This window comes from Paenibacillus sp. FSL R7-277 (assembly GCF_000517965.1).
GTDB lineage: Bacteria > Bacillota > Bacilli > Paenibacillales > Paenibacillaceae > Paenibacillus_AQ > Paenibacillus_AQ silagei.
In genome coordinates, this window is the sequence record NZ_ASPX01000005.1 from 39,341 (window position 1) to 54,700 (window position 15,360).

Annotated in this window: 17 protein-coding genes and 1 riboswitch; of the genes, 5 read left to right on the forward strand and 12 right to left on the reverse strand. The window is 49.7% G+C overall.

The genetic code is table 11. The features are described 5' to 3' along the window. Positions 1–27: 27 nt before the first annotated feature. The 5 genes from C173_RS02250 to C173_RS02270 form a co-directional block, all read right to left on the reverse strand. Positions 28–687 (reverse strand): methionine ABC transporter permease, encoded by a 660-nt coding sequence (locus tag C173_RS02250; protein ID WP_036721991.1) that lies wholly within the window; start codon positions 685–687, stop codon positions 28–30. Continuing rightward, complete coding sequence (locus tag C173_RS02255) at positions 662–1,705, reverse strand: methionine ABC transporter ATP-binding protein (protein WP_036721994.1); 1,044 nt, start codon at positions 1,703–1,705, stop codon at positions 662–664. The genes C173_RS02250 and C173_RS02255 overlap by 26 nt, the downstream gene beginning before the upstream one ends. Positions 1,706–1,747: 42 nt before the next feature. Further along, positions 1,748–2,908, reverse strand: a complete 1,161-nt coding sequence (locus tag C173_RS02260; protein ID WP_036721997.1) for an amidohydrolase — start codon at positions 2,906–2,908, stop codon at positions 1,748–1,750. A gap of 21 nt (positions 2,909–2,929) precedes the next feature. Continuing rightward, positions 2,930–3,592 carry a GntR family transcriptional regulator gene (locus C173_RS02265; protein WP_036722000.1) on the reverse strand — a complete coding sequence of 221 codons (663 nt, stop codon included), beginning with the start codon at positions 3,590–3,592 and terminating at the stop codon, positions 2,930–2,932. Between the two features lie 260 nt (positions 3,593–3,852). Then, complete coding sequence (locus tag C173_RS02270; protein WP_036722001.1) at positions 3,853–4,458, reverse strand: hypothetical protein; 606 nt, start codon at positions 4,456–4,458, stop codon at positions 3,853–3,855. Positions 4,459–4,711: 253 nt separating this feature from the next. Between C173_RS02270 and C173_RS02275 the strand changes: the two genes are divergently transcribed. After that, positions 4,712–5,260: an RNA polymerase sigma factor gene (locus tag C173_RS02275; RefSeq protein ID WP_051477763.1), complete on the forward strand. Its 549-nt coding sequence runs from the start codon at positions 4,712–4,714 to the stop codon at positions 5,258–5,260. 281 nt (positions 5,261–5,541) lie between these two features. Here C173_RS02275 and C173_RS02280 read toward each other — a convergent pair whose 3' ends face one another. Continuing rightward, positions 5,542–6,024, reverse strand: coding sequence for a hypothetical protein (locus C173_RS02280; protein WP_235191737.1), 483 nt, complete (start codon positions 6,022–6,024; stop codon positions 5,542–5,544). Positions 6,025–6,307: 283 nt separating this feature from the next. Between C173_RS02280 and C173_RS02285 the strand changes: the two genes are divergently transcribed. Continuing rightward, positions 6,308–7,717 carry a hypothetical protein gene (locus C173_RS02285; protein WP_036722004.1) on the forward strand — a complete coding sequence of 470 codons (1,410 nt, stop codon included), beginning with the start codon at positions 6,308–6,310 and terminating at the stop codon, positions 7,715–7,717. Positions 7,718–7,886: 169 nt separating this feature from the next. Here C173_RS02285 and C173_RS02290 read toward each other — a convergent pair whose 3' ends face one another. Further along, a complete protein-coding gene (locus C173_RS02290) occupies positions 7,887–8,246 on the reverse strand; it encodes a HesB/IscA family protein (protein ID WP_036722005.1) in 360 nt (119 codons plus the stop codon). A 380-nt stretch (positions 8,247–8,626) separates the two neighbouring features. On the opposite strand from C173_RS02290, the gene mqnE reads away from it, so the two are divergent. Next, positions 8,627–9,733, forward strand: coding sequence for an aminofutalosine synthase MqnE (mqnE, locus tag C173_RS02295; RefSeq protein WP_036722008.1), 1,107 nt, complete (start codon positions 8,627–8,629; stop codon positions 9,731–9,733). A gap of 78 nt (positions 9,734–9,811) precedes the next feature. Beyond that, the gene (locus tag C173_RS02300) at positions 9,812–10,873 is read left to right on the forward strand and encodes an NAD(P)/FAD-dependent oxidoreductase (protein ID WP_036722010.1); all 1,062 of its coding nucleotides are present in this window, start codon (positions 9,812–9,814) and stop codon (positions 10,871–10,873) included. A 26-nt stretch (positions 10,874–10,899) separates the two neighbouring features. Here C173_RS02300 and C173_RS02305 read toward each other — a convergent pair whose 3' ends face one another. Beyond that, complete coding sequence (locus C173_RS02305) at positions 10,900–11,154, reverse strand: YuzB family protein (protein WP_063829082.1); 255 nt, start codon at positions 11,152–11,154, stop codon at positions 10,900–10,902. A gap of 82 nt (positions 11,155–11,236) precedes the next feature. On the opposite strand from C173_RS02305, the gene C173_RS02310 reads away from it, so the two are divergent. Continuing rightward, positions 11,237–11,485: a NifU family protein gene (locus tag C173_RS02310; protein ID WP_036701687.1), complete on the forward strand. Its 249-nt coding sequence runs from the start codon at positions 11,237–11,239 to the stop codon at positions 11,483–11,485. A gap of 182 nt (positions 11,486–11,667) precedes the next feature. Here C173_RS02310 and C173_RS02315 read toward each other — a convergent pair whose 3' ends face one another. From C173_RS02315 to C173_RS02335, 4 genes are all read right to left on the reverse strand, one after another. Next, positions 11,668–12,543: a MetQ/NlpA family ABC transporter substrate-binding protein gene (locus tag C173_RS02315; protein ID WP_036722014.1), complete on the reverse strand. Its 876-nt coding sequence runs from the start codon at positions 12,541–12,543 to the stop codon at positions 11,668–11,670. 58 nt (positions 12,544–12,601) lie between these two features. After that, on the reverse strand, positions 12,602–13,261 hold the full coding sequence (locus C173_RS02320) for a methionine ABC transporter permease (protein WP_036722016.1): 660 nt from the start codon (positions 13,259–13,261) through the stop codon (positions 12,602–12,604). Beyond that, entirely contained in the window at positions 13,261–14,277 is a 1,017-nt protein-coding gene (locus C173_RS02325; RefSeq protein WP_036722019.1) for a methionine ABC transporter ATP-binding protein, read from the reverse strand. Before C173_RS02325 ends, C173_RS02320 begins: the two co-directional genes overlap by 1 nt. Positions 14,278–14,377: 100 nt before the next feature. Then, positions 14,378–14,513: riboswitch (SAM riboswitch) on the reverse strand. Between the two features lie 92 nt (positions 14,514–14,605). Continuing rightward, positions 14,606–15,352 (reverse strand): Cthe_2314 family HEPN domain-containing protein, encoded by a 747-nt coding sequence (locus C173_RS02335; protein WP_036722024.1) that lies wholly within the window; start codon positions 15,350–15,352, stop codon positions 14,606–14,608. Positions 15,353–15,360 lie beyond the last annotated feature (8 nt).

Genomic DNA, 15,360 nt, shown 5'->3' on the forward strand with positions numbered 1-15,360 from the left:
CTGCCTATCCCCTTTGTCTCGTAATCTCTAGTAACGGCGAATCTTGCGCGCCAATGTGTTGCCCAGGGACTGAATACCCTGCACCAGAATGATCAGAATAATAACGGTAGCAACCATGACCACCTTGTCAAAACGCTGATATCCGTACACGATAGCCAAATCACCAACCCCACCGCCGCCTACGGTTCCGGCCATTGCGGTTGCCCCGATAAGCCCGATGGTCGCTGTGGTCAGGGAGAGGATCAGCGAGCCAATCGCTTCCGGCAGCAGGAAGTACCATATGACTTGTAACGGCGTAGCTCCCATTGCTTCCGCTGCCTCTAGAATACCCGGATTGACCTCCAGCAGAGAATTCTCCACCAGCCGTGCGATATAAGGTGCGATGTAGATAATCAGCGGAACAATCGCGGCACTGGTCCCAATCGAAGTATGAACAATTGCCCGTGTTACCGGAATGATAGCGACAAGTAAGATAATGAACGGAAGCGAACGGATAATGTTGATCAGCGGATTGAGCACCGTATAGAGCGCCTTATTCTCCAGTACCCCGCCTGGGCGGGTAATGACAAGCAGGATGCCAAGGGGAACCCCCAGAAGCGAACCTACAAAAAGCGACACGCCCACCATCTGAATCGTTTCAATAATCGCCTTCAGGAATTGTTCACTTGTGATCGATGTCGAGAACATAGGACTTCACCTCCTCTACCCGGACCTCATGCTGCTTCATGTAATTCAAGGCCGCTTCCATCTGTGCCGGATCACCTTGCAGTTGAACGATAATCGTACCGAGCGTCGTCTCTTGAATCTCTGTCGTATTCGCAAACAGGATGTTAACCTTAATACTATAAGACCGGATGATCTCATACAGCACAGGCTCAGAAGCGCTCTCCCCGGCAAAATTCAGCTTATACACCCGGCTACCCTGCTCTGTCTTCAGAGTTCTGCGGACGCTTGAGGTCATACTGTTCTGAATGACTGTTTTGACGAAATTCTGCGTTGTCTGATGCTTCGGTTCTCCGAACACATCCAGCACGCTGCCCTGCTCGATAATCCGTCCCTCTTCCATAACGGCTACCTTGTTGCAGATCTCCTGAATCACCGACATCTCATGCGTGATGATCATCACCGTGATGTTGTATTCCGCGTTGATCCGCTTGAGCAGCTGCAGGATGGACTGTGTCGTCTGCGGGTCCAGAGCGGAAGTAGCTTCATCGCACAATAGTATGGAAGGGTTCGAGGCAAGCGCCCGGGCAATTCCGACCCGCTGCTTCTGTCCCCCTGACAGCTCGCTCGGATAGCTTCCAGCCTTGTCGCTTAGCCCGACGAATTCGAGCAGCTCCTCCACCCGCTTGCGGATTTCCGCCTTGCTCTTTTTCAGCAGAACGAGTGGAATGGCCACATTGTCGAACACCTTTTTGGATTCCAGCAGATTAAAATGCTGAAAAATCATGCCGATGTTTTTCTTGGCTGCCCGCAGCTCTTTGTCGCTGTACGCGCCAAGATCGTACCCGTCTACCAGCACCTGGCCCTCAGACGGCCGTTCAAGGTAATTGACCAGGCGGATTAACGTGCTTTTCCCGGCTCCGCTGTAGCCGATGACCCCGAAGATATCGCCCTTTTCAACCTTCAGGCTAATCCCCTTCAGCGCTTCTATCTTCACCTCTTTGCGGGTGAACGTCTTGTACACATTCCGTAGTTCAATCATAGTTGTTCCCCTCAATCATCTGGTAAATTTAGGATTCAGGATTCAAGCCTGCTGCTTCAGCTTCGCAAGCGCCTCTTCTGCCAGCAGGGCGAAATACTTAGCCGCCGGCAGGATGGCCGCCTCATCGACATCGAAGCGGGGATGATGCAATGCATGGTTGGGGCCGGTACCAATGTTCACAAAGGCACCCGGGATTTGCTGCAAATAATAGGCGAAATCCTCTCCGCCCATCTGCGGCGGAATATCATGTACCTCATAGCCTGATTGTGCCGCGACCTCTTTGGTGAAGTCTGTCCATGCTCCGTGATTGACCGTAGCGGGCGGGCCGGGATACCAGTGCAGCTTCGCCTCTGCTCCGGCTGCGGCTGCAATCCCTTCTATGATCCGCGTCATTTGGGCCGGGATGCTGCTGCGGATCTCTTCGTTATAGGTACGTACTGTACCTTCCAGCTCCACCTTCTCCGGCAGGACATTCCAGGTGAAGCCCCCGTTGATCCGGGTCACACTGAGCACGACCGGCTCTTGCGTGTTATTCAGGCGGCTGACTACGGTTTGCAGCATCGTAATGATCTGCGCGGCAGTCACAATGGTGTCTACCCCTTTCTCCGGTGTAGCGGCGTGAGCGCCGACCCCTTGCACCGTAATCTCAAAGCGGTCCACCCCCGCCGTTAAAGCTCCCGCTCTTGTGCCGAACGCCCCGTTAGGCAGGTCCGGTGAATTATGTAATCCGAAGATGGCCTCCACCCCGCTTAGCCCGCCGGATGCCAGTACATCCTCCGCACCGTGTCCCGTCTCTTCAGCCGGCTGGAACAGGATTCTGACCTTGCCCGGCAGTTCATGCTCACGCTGCTTCAGCAGGCTGGCCGCGCCCAGGATGACAGCGGTGTGGAAGTCATGGCCGCAGGCATGCATGGCTCCCGGAATCTCTGATGCGAACGGCAGGCCCGTCTGCTCCTCAATCGGCAGGGCATCGATATCGCAACGGATCGCTACTATGCTGCCATCACCTTGCCCCACCTCTGCGATCAGCCCGGTCTTCAGAGGAAGGTCCAGCACACGTATCCCCGCTTCAGTCAGCCATTTACGCAGCTTCTCCGTGGTTCTGTACTCCTGATTGCTAAGCTCCGGTTCACGGTGCAGGTTCCTCCGCACTTCGGTTAGCCGGGCTGCCAGTGCTTCTTCCGTCTCATGCTGTGGTCTCATATTCCTGTTCTTCCCCCTTCATTACGTATGTTCAATTCCTCTAATCCGCTCCAGTGCAGTCGCGAGGCTGCTTAAGATATGCTCCCGCATCGCCCGCTCCGCCCCCTCTTCATCCCTGGCTACAATCCTCTGCAGAATCACAAGATGCTCCTCATCCGCCTGCGTATTCCAGTCCCCGTGCAGAGAGACATAACGACAATACCGGAGGGAACGGTCTCTTAGCTGGTTCAACACCTTCTCAAAAGTCTTCAGCGCGCTGATCTCCCACAAGTAATCATGGAATTCGAAGCCATAGGATACAACATCCTGCTGATCCCCCATCTGGAAGGATTGCTTCAGCTTCTCCAGAATCAGCGTTAACCGCTGAATATCCTTGATGGTAGCGTTTCTGGCAGCGCTTCTGGCGATATGGCCTTCAAGCATACTGCGGATCTGGAAGATCTCTTCGACCTCCTTAATCGTTAAAGGGGCTACCCGCAGCCTGCCGTTGGGCTGGCGCACCAGGAAATCCTCATTCTCCAGCCGCTGAATCGCTTCCCGTAACGGAGTCCGGCTGACCCCGAGAAGTGCCGCCAGGCTCTCTTCGTTAACCGCCTGATCCGGCTCCAGCTCGCTATCTATTATTTTTTGCTTAAGTGCATAGTAGGTATTATCCTTCGACAATCTTCGTGAACGCATTTCCATAGATTTCATTGCTCCTCGCCACTCATTTGCGGGTCGCCTGGTCAACTGTATAATTGTATACAATTAATAAGAGGAGAGAGATTCAAGATAAAATGAAAGTATCGGTTGAAAATCTCTCTGTGCAATCAAGCTTTTTTCATACTATAATCCCATTATCCCCACTAGTCAAGTATGTTTTATAGGGGAATTGCGAATTGACACTAATTGGACAAATAAATAACCCTCCTGCACCTAATAGGTGTCGAGGGCTATTCACCTTACTAAAGTTCAAATACTATCTCATCACTTGCCTCACCCATCTTGAACGGGTGACTGTATTCTTTGAACCTAAATTGAATTCCTGAAATCTCATCAGGTAAGGGTGGAGAGACTACATATTTATATGATGCATGATCTGATCCGCTTCCACCACTAATCATTCGGCAATCATATTGGCCGTTAATATCTAGTTCGTAATGCCTATGTTGATGAGAGTTGGATTCAACTTCCGGCTCATCGTCCCAATCTATATTTAGTGTTAATACACTTGCATTACTGTATTGTCGTAAGGACGTTAGAGTATAGAAACGCTCCCCGTTCACGACTGACTTCAGAATTGCAATGTGTTGTCTAAATCCGGCTGGTTCAATCATTGGTTTATATTGTTCTTCATTCATCATACTTCCAAATAACGACATCAAGAATCCTTCATAAAGCCCAAGTTCCTCTGACCATTTAGAAATATACTCAAACGGAGGAAATCCTGGATTATTATCCGCCACTTCCTTTCTCTTCTTGATCAAAGAGCAAATTTCTTGATCGATATCAATAATCCGTTCATCATAATGCTCTGTTGGACGTTCAAATGGCATTCTCATTCGTATCATTGTTACCCTCCTCATAGCTCCATTAATTATTTCATCACCATATTTTAACATATAATGGTTTAATTCAACATAAAAAAACCTCCCGACCGAAAGAAGCTCCTTTCTATATTACGATTAAAGTTGACAAATAATTGCCTTTTCCCCCATATTTATTTGGTGTCAGGTATAATAGATATGTTAAAGTCGATAATATTTACCACTAAATCCTGGAATGAAAAGAACCCTTCAACACAAAGTTGGGAGGAGTGTACCAATGATGGAGAAGAATTGGTTTGATTTATTGTGCAGGCCTTATAAAGAATTGGAAAAAGACCAACAGGAGAGCATCTACAAAAAATATCGCATTTTTATTTATCCCTATCTATATGCTCTACTTTCCGATCACTCACTTACTGAAGATTTGATTCATGAAAGCTTTTTAAAAATTTCATCAAGAGCACCACAGCTACAATCCATGCGGAATATTCCTGCTTGGATCAAACGTGTTGCTTATACTACCGCAATTGATTTTATAAGGAAGGCAAAAAAAGAAGCTGAGATTTTTAACGCCCTCGTTCCCCTTTATGAAACTTCTATTGGCTTTTCTGTAGAAACGGTATTAGAAAAAAAATGGCTGCATGAGGAATTGTATGATGCCATCGGAGAATTACAAAATAACCACCGTGCAATGGTGGAAATGTTTTATTTGGATGGGAAAAGTTGCAAGGAAATTGGAGCAATCGTGGACATAACGGAATCCACTACCTTAAAGAGATTGCAAAGAGCTAGAAATCATCTCCGACAGCTTATGTCACAGAATTAAGTTCAGTTATTTAAAATAGAAGAAAGTACCGGATGTTATCATTGGTGAATATATATTAGACCACAATAAACGGCAAACCCTTGTCCTAGACCTTGCATTCTCCCTTGGGAAACGATGAGCGCTTGAGTCTATTTTCATAAAATCAAGATTTCCAAAAAATATTTAGCCCATTTCCGTAGTTAAACGAATGTTCTGCACATAAAGAAAAGCGCCAATGCCCCCAAGGCGGGGCGGCGCTTTATTTACTGTGGAGAGGGCTATCGAGGACCATGAGCTTGCCTTTAGTCGCTTACCTGAATAGACTTTCGAGCCGTTTCTATTTTGAAGACCTCATTCTTTCCTCCGCCTTTAACCGAAAATTCTGCAATCGCGGAAATCTCGTAGGTGCCCGGTTTTTTAATCCGGTATTGAGATTTTTCTGAAATGACAGCCCCCTTCGGCATTGAAGTTGTAAGTCCAATATCTTTTCTTGCAATCGAATTAATCACCTTGCCGTTACTGTCCCGTACAACATAGTAAAATGCCGTGCTTCCCGTTGTAATCTCCAGATCCCGTCCAGTTTCATTTTTCAACTCAGCAGAAATAACAAATTCCTGATTTGCTTTCACCTGCTTCGGAATAGAGATCTGAACTGAAAAAGGTTCACTTTTCACGTTTTCTGAGGCAGATGGCGTGGGACTCGCCTTGGCAGCTATGGATTCATTCGGTTCCGAAGAATGATACAAAATTACGGCCATCAAAAGGAGAACAATCAGCTTGTTCAACATAAACACCTCCAACCTAATTGACGTCACGACAGATGGTTTTGTTTCGCTAAAATGGGTATGAATTCTAAAAAGAGATGTCAGGTTTCGCCTTAAACCATCGTTATATATTCAGTAGCCCCATATAGGAGAGTGAACTGCAACTTGATCTGCATCGGCTACAATCCGGGAGTTGTTGCAGAGCGCAAAATTAAAAGGAAGGGAGAATGGAGTCATTATCTACCGTCCGCTTTGCCACATTTCCCAATCACCCCATTTCAATACGAAGGGATGTTGATGAGGAATGTTTGTAAGAAAGTATATACTCCCTGTTTTCCTGGCAGCTTTACTCCTTTGCAGTTCAATCACTTCTGTACATGCAGAAGGAAGCTCTAATGCTGAAGCAAAGGCTTTTTTCGGAACAATCTCCGAAATCCAGGCTGCCACGCAAAAACAAAATGAATTGAACGAGATTCCGTATCCGATAGAATTGAGCACTCCTCCAGAACAATTAAAGAACAGCAAAGTTCTTGCCGATTATGTCGAGAAACAGCGGGTGAAAGCAGACTTACCGACCATTAAGAAACTAATTGAAAATGATCCCTCCCGTTTCTCGGGCCACTATTACGATGCGGATACCGGAATGGTAACCGTTCAGATCACGGAAGATTCGGAATCTTTGAAGGCATTAATAAGAAAAGCCTCAAAAAACGGAGATAAAATAAAATTTGAAGTAACAAAATACTCGTGGTCGGATATTACTGAAGCGAAAGAAAAAATCAAAAAAACAGTCCAACCGGGAACAGTACTTGCGCTCATACCGGATACAATGAACAATAAGCTTATTATCGCCTTAGACGAAAAATCTGGCATACAATCAAAGCAAACAGTTTCATCACTGCTTCTCGAAAAGTCAGATCTGCTTGTCTACACAACATTGCCAGCCTCAGCATTTAAAACGGAAACCGATAATACAAATTGGGGTTCCACCATTCCAATGGGTGCAAAAATCGGTGGCAATTACCGTCCAAACCCGAGTAACCCCTCACAAACGATCTATGGCGTATGCACTAACGGATATTTTGGCGTAAATGCTTCTGATCAAGCTGTAGTGGTGACTTCTGGCCATTGCCAAACAGCAGGCACCGTTAGTGCATGGTATCAGCCGACAAATGCAACGAGTTCGATAGGTGATTACACATTCAGGACTACATCCCCCGGTGACGGTTCAGCAGGGGCTTCCGATTCCGGATATATTACTTTAAATTCTGGATTTTCACCATGGGCACGAGTACCATACCCTTCTTCAACTAATATGGCTATGATAACAGGTACCTACGTAACCGATACGGTTGGGGATACCATCTACATGAGGGGCGCAAATAGTGGAGCAACGACTTCTGGCACGATCAAATATTCAAATGTTGATATTTGGTGGGGCTCAGATGGTTATGGTTATAACACTAACGAAGTCCTTGCCTCTGGCTACACCTCAGTAGGAGGGGATAGCGGCGGGCCTGTATTAACTAATTATGCTTATAACAATAATCTTTCTGGCTGGACCTTCAAACTGGCAGGAACTCATACAGGATCGCTAACAATAGACCAAGATTTGGCGAGCGGTATTAAAGCAGGCACCTATAAAGTATACGAGGCGTTGTGGTCAACATTTTCTGATTTAGGTCTTACTGGACTTTATCTCATTTCTCCATAACATCGACTTCCCGACAAAAAGCCGCAGAATCCTGTGTCTAGGATCTGCGGCTCTTTGTTGTATCTGGCCTTGTGGGTTCCTAATAAGTACAGTTTGCACCATACATAATTAAGAGGTCGCGGAAGCCGCAATCCACGCTTACTTTATCAATAATTCAGCATTCACAGGTTTAGCAAGGCTCCGCCGCCGGGTTCCCTGCTTCTTCCTTCGTACGGAACGAGGAGCCGCAGCCGCATGTAGCGCTGGCGTTGGGATTATTGATGGTGAAGCCGCCGGTCATGCCGGATTCCTCGAAGTCGATCTCCAGGCCGTTGAGGTAACGGATATCGTCTTTGCTGACGACCACCTTCAGACCTGCAACGTCCATGTAGATGTCCTGCTCAGTCTCGGTATCATCGAAGCCCATCGCGTACGAGAATCCGCTGCAGCCCCCGGCGGTTACGCCCAGACGGAGGAACATATCCGGCACTTCCTGCTCCGCAAGCATGGCCTTCAGCTGGCCTGCCGCTGTCTCACTTATGTTAATCATAATAACAACCTCCTTAGGGTTCATTGTATTGGAATCAAGCAGCCTTCAGGCTGTACGTAATGAAATCAATGCCTTGCCGGGAAAAGAATGAGTATGATGTATATCATTTTCATCGGCTCTTTCAATCAGTATACTCCACTATTCTTCTGCCCTCAAGTCGTAAACCGGGCGCAGGTAAGCCATTTATCCCGGAAGACCTGCAGTTTCTGGCGGTTGCTCACCCTACGGGAGAAGTTTATAATGAGAAAAGCGATAAATTTTCGAAAAATTGTCACGGGGGTTGCAGTTAACCTCTATTTATAATGCCGGCTGTTGCCGGATATTCTCAGGTACACGATTATGCGATGCAATTGCCTCGCCAACCTTCAGGAGGAACTTATATGTCTACCCTTATTACACCCCACACAGATGCCCGGATGGCGAACATCATTGAGAAGGTTCGCGGCGGAGAACGATTGAATTTGGAAGACGGCGTTTATTTATATGAGAGTAACGATCTCTTAACGATCGGACAGCTGGCTAATGAGGTCAATCTGCGAAAGAACGGGAATAAAGTCTATTTTATCGAGAACATGAGTCTATATTTCACCAATGTCTGCGAATCCCGCTGTGCCTTCTGCAATTTCCGCAAGGATGAAGGCGAAGAAGGGGCCTACACCCTCTCCGGCCAGGAGATGGTGGAGTATGTGCAGCAGCATATTCATCCCGGCGTGCGCGAGTTCCATATTGTAGGCGGGCATAATGATAATGTGCCCTTCCAGTACTATGTTGATTCGCTGCAGGCTCTGAACGAGCATTTCCCCGAAGTGACTCTCAAGGCCTATACAGCGGCAGAGATCGACTTCTTCACCCGCATCAGCGGACTTAGTATCCGTGAAGTGCTGGAGCAGTTGCGCGCCGCCGGACTGAAGACCCTTACCGGAGGAGGGGCAGAGATTCTGTCTGACCAGTACCGCAAAAAAATGCGCGTCGACAAAGCCAATGTCGAGGAATATCTCGAGGTGCACCGCACCGCCCATCACCTTGGCATGAAGACCCATACCACGATGCTGTACGGGTCGATTGAGTCCCGTGAAGACCGCATCCGCCATATGCTGCAAATTCGTGACTTGCAAGACGAGACCGGCGGTTTTATGGTATTCATTCCGCTGTCCATGCAGCCTAAGAACAAGAATGCAGGCATTATGCGCCGCAACTCCGCGAATGAGGATCTGAAGACCATTGCCGTCAGCCGCCTGATGCTGGACAATTTCGATCACATCAAGGCCTACTTCATTAATATCGGGCCCCAGTTGACCCAGGTTGCCCTGAACTTCGGCGCTTCCGATGTGCACGGAACGATCCTGAAGGAACGGATCAGCCACGCTGCCGGCGCGCTGACGCCGGAGGGCTTGACCCGGGATGAGCTGATCTGGCTCGTGAAGGGCGCAGGACGGATTCCTGTAGAACGGGATACCTTCTATAACGAGATCAAGGTATACGAATAAGAACAGAACAAGCTTACCTCAGCCAGTGAACGCAGAACTGCCTTGTCCATTATGTACCCGAAAGGAAGATCAGTTGGCATGAGAACCCTACTTGTCTTGGGCGGCGGCTACGGCGGTCTTGCCCTCATTCAGCAACTGCTGGATAATCATCTCCCTCCTGATGTGGAAATCATCCTGGTGGACCGGATGCCGTATCAGGGGATCAAGACCGAATATTATGCACTGGCCGCAGGCACCGCCACCGATTACCATCTGCGGATTCAATTCCCGGTACACCCCCGCCTGACCGTACGTTACGGGCAGGTGGGTTCCATTGATCTGGAGAGCAGGCTGGTCCTGCTCGATTCCGGGGAGCCGGTAGCCTATGATATCCTGGCGATTGCCCTCGGCTGTACGGATAATTACCATAACATTCCGGGTGCCGAGGAATACACCTGCAGTATTCAGAGCTTCGCCGGAACCCGGGAAACTTACCGCCGGCTGAACGATGTGAAGCCTTATGGAACCGTCAATATTGTCGGCGGGGGACTGAGCGGCGTAGAGATTGCCTCGGAGCTGCGGGAGAGCCGGCCGGATCTGAATATCTCTCTGATGGACCGGGGAGAACGTATTTTATCTTCTTTTCCGGCCAAGCTGTCCAGGTATGTCGAGGAATGGTTCAGTGAGCATCAGGTGGAGACGATTGGCGGGGTGTCGGTCTCTCATGTCGAGAAGGATGCCATCTTCAATGGCACCCAAGCTATTCCGGCGGATGTGACGGTATGGACTGCCGGTATTCAACCCGTGAAGGTCGTGCAGCAGCTGGAGCTTCCGAAGGACCGTGGAGGCAGGCTCATTGTGGGGGAATATTACAATATCGCTGAATATCCGGAGGTCTATGTGATCGGGGACTGTGCCAGCCTGCCCTTCGCGCCCAGTGCACAGGCGGCGGGTGCCCAGGGCGAGCAGGTGGGACAGATATTACAGGCGTTATGGCGGGGGGAAACCCCGAAGCTGAATAAGATTAAGCTGAAGGGAACCCTCGGTTCACTCGGTAAAAATGCCGGCTTCGGCCTGATGGGCCGCCGCTCCGTCATGGGCCGGGTTCCGCGCCTGCTGAAGAGCGGCGTCCTGTGGATGTCCAAACGCCATTTCGGCTAAAGAATCCCGGCTTGAATCCAGGCGGCTTAGTCTATCTCCAGGTTGTCCCAGGCCTCTGCCTCTCGTATAGCGGCTTCTATGGCCTCTTCCAGAGCAGCGGGGGAATCAGCCTCAATGATCTCCCCGTCAACCATGGCGAACGGCTGGAGATAACACTCTCCGCAGTTGTTCAGACAGCCGTACTCCACTACATCATATTCAGGGTTTTGCTCCAGCTTAAGCTTGAGCGGTTCAGTGCCGTGGCCGATGTTGCTGGCACAGAATTCTATAATTGGTCTCATGATGATCTCCCTATTCTGCCTTAACCATTTTATTTTTTAACTTTTTGTACTATAATAAACATACGAAAGGAGTGATTGAGAAATGAGTGAGAATGTACAAAGCGCAACCATGTACGATGAAGTACTGGAAGTCCTTGATAAACTTCGTCCGTTCCTGCAGCGCGATGGCGGTGACGTGGAACTGATTGATGTTGAAGACGGCATCGTTAAGCTGAAGCTTATGGGTGCATGCGGCAGTTGCCCAAGCTCCACGATCACGCTAAAAGCCGGGATCGAACGCGCCCTGATTGAAGAAGTAGAAGGCGTGGAAGAAGTCGTTCAGGTATTCTAATCCCGTTTCATAAACCATCCCGGCCTCCGCTAAGAGGCCGGGATTTTTTTTATTATAGAGGATTTCGTCTGTAGGATCAACCACCCGGCGATTCAAAAAGACCAGAAGCCGCTCCGCCAGCCATTTCTGGCTACGGGCTTCTTCTGGTCTCATTAGATTATTCCGCTTCCCTAGGCTTAAGCTTAGAATGCCGGGATAATTGCTCCGTCATATTGCTTTTCGATGAATTCCTTCGCTTCCGGGGAAGTCAGCGCTGCTGCCAGCTTCTGAATGGCATCGGAATCCTTATTGTCAGGACGGGCTACCAGCAGGTTAGCATACGGGGAATCTCCGCCTTCGATGAACAACGCATCCTTCGTAGGAGACAGCTTGGCATCCAGTGCGAAGTTGGTGTTGATCAGCGCCAGGTCCACTTCATCCAGCTGACGGGGCAGCATGGCTGCATCCAGCTCAATGATGTCAAGCTTCTTAGGGTTCTCGGTGATATCCGCTTTGGTGGAAGCAATATTGGTGTCATCCTTCAGCTTGATAAGACCGTTCTTCGCCAGCAGAATCAAGGCGCGGCCTCCGTTCGTTGCATCATTCGGAATCGCAACCTTCGCACCTTCTGCCAATTCATCGATCGATTTGATCTTTTTGGAATAGGCGCCAAATGGCTCTACATGAACAGCAGTTACAGATACGAGATCTGTGCCGTTCTTGGTGTTCTGATCATCCAGGTAAGGCTTGTGCTGGAAGAAGTTCGCATCGAGCTGCTTCTCGGCAAGCTGTGTATTGGGAAGAATATAATCTGTGAATTCTTTGATCTCCAGCTTAATGCCTTGGGCTTCAAGCAGTGGGGCAATCGCTTTGAGGATCTCCGCATGCGGTACAGGAGAAGCACCAATCACCAGGGTTACCGGGTCCGCAGCAGGCTCTGTAGTCGGCTCTGCAGCAGCCGCTTCTGTAGGTGCCGTTGTCGCAGCAGAATTCGTGGTGTTATTCGCCTTGTTGTTTCCGCAAGCGGCAAGCACCAATATCAAGGTCAGGCTGAAGAATGTAAGCAGTACTTTTTTCATCTGTAAATCCCCCTCTAATCCATATGGTTTATTGAATAAGGCTATATGTGGACGTACCTTATTTCCGTGTAAAATGTCTTACCAGCCGGTCACCGGCCATTTGCAGCAGCTGCACCAGAATCACCATCAGCGCTACCGAGATAAGCATGACTTCCTTCTCATAGCGGTAATATCCGTAGCGGATCGCCAGGTCACCCAGTCCGCCGCCGCCGATCATGCCGGACATTGCGGTATACGAGACAAGGGTCACAACAGTAATGGTTACACCGGCAAGCAGACCCGGACGAGCCTCCGGCAGCAGCACGCGCATAACGATCTGCCCGGTGGACGCTCCCATGCCCTGCGCCGCTTCAATAATTCCCCGGTCAACCTCCCGCAGTGCCGTCTCCACCAGTCTGGCGAAGAATGGCGCCGCGCCGATTACCAGTGCCGGAATCGTTCCAAGCACACCAATCGAAGTGCCCATAATGGCCTTGCTGAACGGAATCAGGGCAACCATCAGAATGATAAAAGGAACCGAACGCAGGATATTCACAACGAAGGATAATACCGAGTAAACCACCCTGATAATAACGTTATTTGACTTGCCCCATAAATATAACACAATTCCAAGCGGTAAACCAAGGATTATTGTGAATATTCCTGAAATAGCGATCATTTTGAGTGTAGCAATCGTAGCTTCCAGCATTTCTTCCCAATTAATTGTGCTAAAGTCCATTACAAAATCACCTCCACATCAAGACCTTGCGCTATGAGCTCAGTGAGCGTGGCTTCGACCGCACCCTCAGGTCCTTCGAACCGGACGATCAGCTGGCCGTAAGGAACATCCTTGATCGTAGAGATGGTTCCATGAAGAATGGCGAAGTGAACCCCGGTTCCCTGAACCACCTGTGAGAGCGTCGACCCGTAAGTCTTTTGTCCGAGAAAAGTGATTTTGACCGACTTCGTGTAACCTGGCTGTACAGCATCAATCGCTTGCCGGAGCGGTCCGTCCGACTGGGTCTCACTGCGGATGAATTCCTTGGTAACCTCATGCTTCGGCTTCAGAAAGACCTCGGCCACTTCACCCTGCTCCACAATACCGCCGCCATGGATCACGGCAACACGGTCGCAGATGCTCTGAATGACATGCATCTCATGGGTAATCAACACGATGGTCAGATGGAATTTGCTGTTGATATCCATCAGCAGGCGCAGAATGGAGTCTGTCGTCTGCGGATCAAGCGCCGAGGTCGCCTCATCGCATAACAGAACATCCGGATCACTTGCCAGCGCCCGGGCGATTCCGACACGCTGCTTCTGTCCGCCGGATAGCTGAGCCGGGTACTTATTCCAGTGCTCCTCCAGCCCGACCAGGGCGAGCAGTTCCTTAACCTTTTGTTCAATCTCGTTCCTTACGGCTCCGATCAGCCGCAGCGGAAACGCGATATTATCATAGACTGTAGCCGATGAGAGCAGGTTGAAATGCTGAAAAATCATTCCGATCTTGCGCCGCTGCTCCTGCAGCTGTCCCTGGCTGAGCGCTGTCAGCTCGACACCGTCCACCCACACCTCGCCCGCAGTCGGACGTTCCAGCAGATTAATGCAGCGGATCAGCGTGCTTTTGCCGGCCCCGGAGTGACCGATCACCCCGAAGATTTCCCCCTTCTTAATCGACAGGCTCAGCGCAGAGAGTGCAGTTGCCTGCTTACTGCCCTTGCCATACACCTTGGTTATATCCTTCAATTCTATCAACCGCTGCGTCCCCCTTCTGTTCTAGCTTCCATCATTGCAAAAAAGACCCCCTACGATCCATGCAGATCGCAAGAGGCCCTGTGTGTATAATGACAATGCCTTCTCATCTGCCAAAACCCCCGAGTCCGGCGGCATTGTAGGAATTAGCACCATGACATTTGGATGCAGCGTAAGGCTGTATTCAAACCGGTTGCCGGGCTTCATCGGGCCTATCCCTCCGCCGCTCTCGATAAGATCATAGTATGAAGTTATAGATTCCGTATCCTGTCAGAAGTTAATGTATGCCTAAGTATAATTCAGTTTCAAGATTTTTGTCAAAGGTAAGTTTTTACGGACGGGCTTGTCCGGATTTCGGGCCTGGGGCCGCTTTGTTCTTGTGCCATTGTTCATTCCCGTAGCTGTATGCGGCGGCCAGTGACTGGCATACCATCTCCAGGCTCTGCTTCAAATCCTCCAGGTGGCTGTCGAGATCCTCCAGACGAATCTTGTCATGCAATCCCTGGTGACGCTGCCAGAGGTCGTCGGTCATCTCCGCGTTCATGTAATGGATCTCAGCGTTGCGCCGCTTGCGCAAATTCTCAACCGGCTCCCGGTAGGAATTCCTGATTCGCTCCAGCTTCTCCGCCAGCGGATGATGCGGGTGAAGCAGCTGAAATTGCCTCAGCACCGTGAAATAAGAGAAATGCGTCTTCACCTTGCCTGTATTGAGATTGTACAGATTATTCAGCACCGTGCCCAGCTTGTCCAGCAGCGAGAAGACACGGATGAAGCCATCCTTGTAGAAATACACATATCTGGCGTACTCCCCCTGCTCTGTGGACGACATGTCGTCCATATAACCGGCTATCACTGACTTCCGGAAAAAGGCTGCTGCGAACCAGCTCTGCTCCAGCTCATCCAGAGAGGAGATCAGGCCGCGTGTCCAAATTTCCAGCTTGCGGTATTCATGGTCATGGTCTTCATGTGCCGCCATCTCCTTGCGCAGCATGGAGGCTGCCTTCGCCATGGACTCCATAGCTTCAGCCAGCACACCGCTGTTCACGCGGGGCGGCTCTCCAAGTAACGTCCGCAGCATATTTTGAC

Coding starts and splice junctions, on each gene's coding strand:
- C173_RS02250 (WP_036721991.1), bottom strand. CDS start 687: ATGTTCTCGACATCGATCACAAGTGAACAATTCCTGAAGGCGATTATT.
- C173_RS02255 (WP_036721994.1), bottom strand. CDS start 1,705: ATGATTGAACTACGGAATGTGTACAAGACGTTCACCCGCAAAGAGGTG.
- C173_RS02260 (WP_036721997.1), bottom strand. CDS start 2,908: ATGAGACCACAGCATGAGACGGAAGAAGCACTGGCAGCCCGGCTAACC.
- C173_RS02265 (WP_036722000.1), bottom strand. CDS start 3,592: ATGGAAATGCGTTCACGAAGATTGTCGAAGGATAATACCTACTATGCA.
- C173_RS02270 (WP_036722001.1), bottom strand. CDS start 4,458: ATGATACGAATGAGAATGCCATTTGAACGTCCAACAGAGCATTATGAT.
- C173_RS02275 (WP_051477763.1), top strand. CDS start 4,712: ATGATGGAGAAGAATTGGTTTGATTTATTGTGCAGGCCTTATAAAGAA.
- C173_RS02285 (WP_036722004.1), top strand. CDS start 6,308: ATGTTTGTAAGAAAGTATATACTCCCTGTTTTCCTGGCAGCTTTACTC.
- C173_RS02290 (WP_036722005.1), bottom strand. CDS start 8,246: ATGATTAACATAAGTGAGACAGCGGCAGGCCAGCTGAAGGCCATGCTT.
- mqnE (WP_036722008.1), top strand. CDS start 8,627: ATGTCTACCCTTATTACACCCCACACAGATGCCCGGATGGCGAACATC.
- C173_RS02300 (WP_036722010.1), top strand. CDS start 9,812: ATGAGAACCCTACTTGTCTTGGGCGGCGGCTACGGCGGTCTTGCCCTC.
- C173_RS02305 (WP_063829082.1), bottom strand. CDS start 11,154: ATGAGACCAATTATAGAATTCTGTGCCAGCAACATCGGCCACGGCACT.
- C173_RS02310 (WP_036701687.1), top strand. CDS start 11,237: ATGAGTGAGAATGTACAAAGCGCAACCATGTACGATGAAGTACTGGAA.
- C173_RS02315 (WP_036722014.1), bottom strand. CDS start 12,543: ATGAAAAAAGTACTGCTTACATTCTTCAGCCTGACCTTGATATTGGTG.
- C173_RS02320 (WP_036722016.1), bottom strand. CDS start 13,261: ATGGACTTTAGCACAATTAATTGGGAAGAAATGCTGGAAGCTACGATT.
- C173_RS02335 (WP_036722024.1), bottom strand. CDS start 15,352: ATGCTGCGGACGTTACTTGGAGAGCCGCCCCGCGTGAACAGCGGTGTG.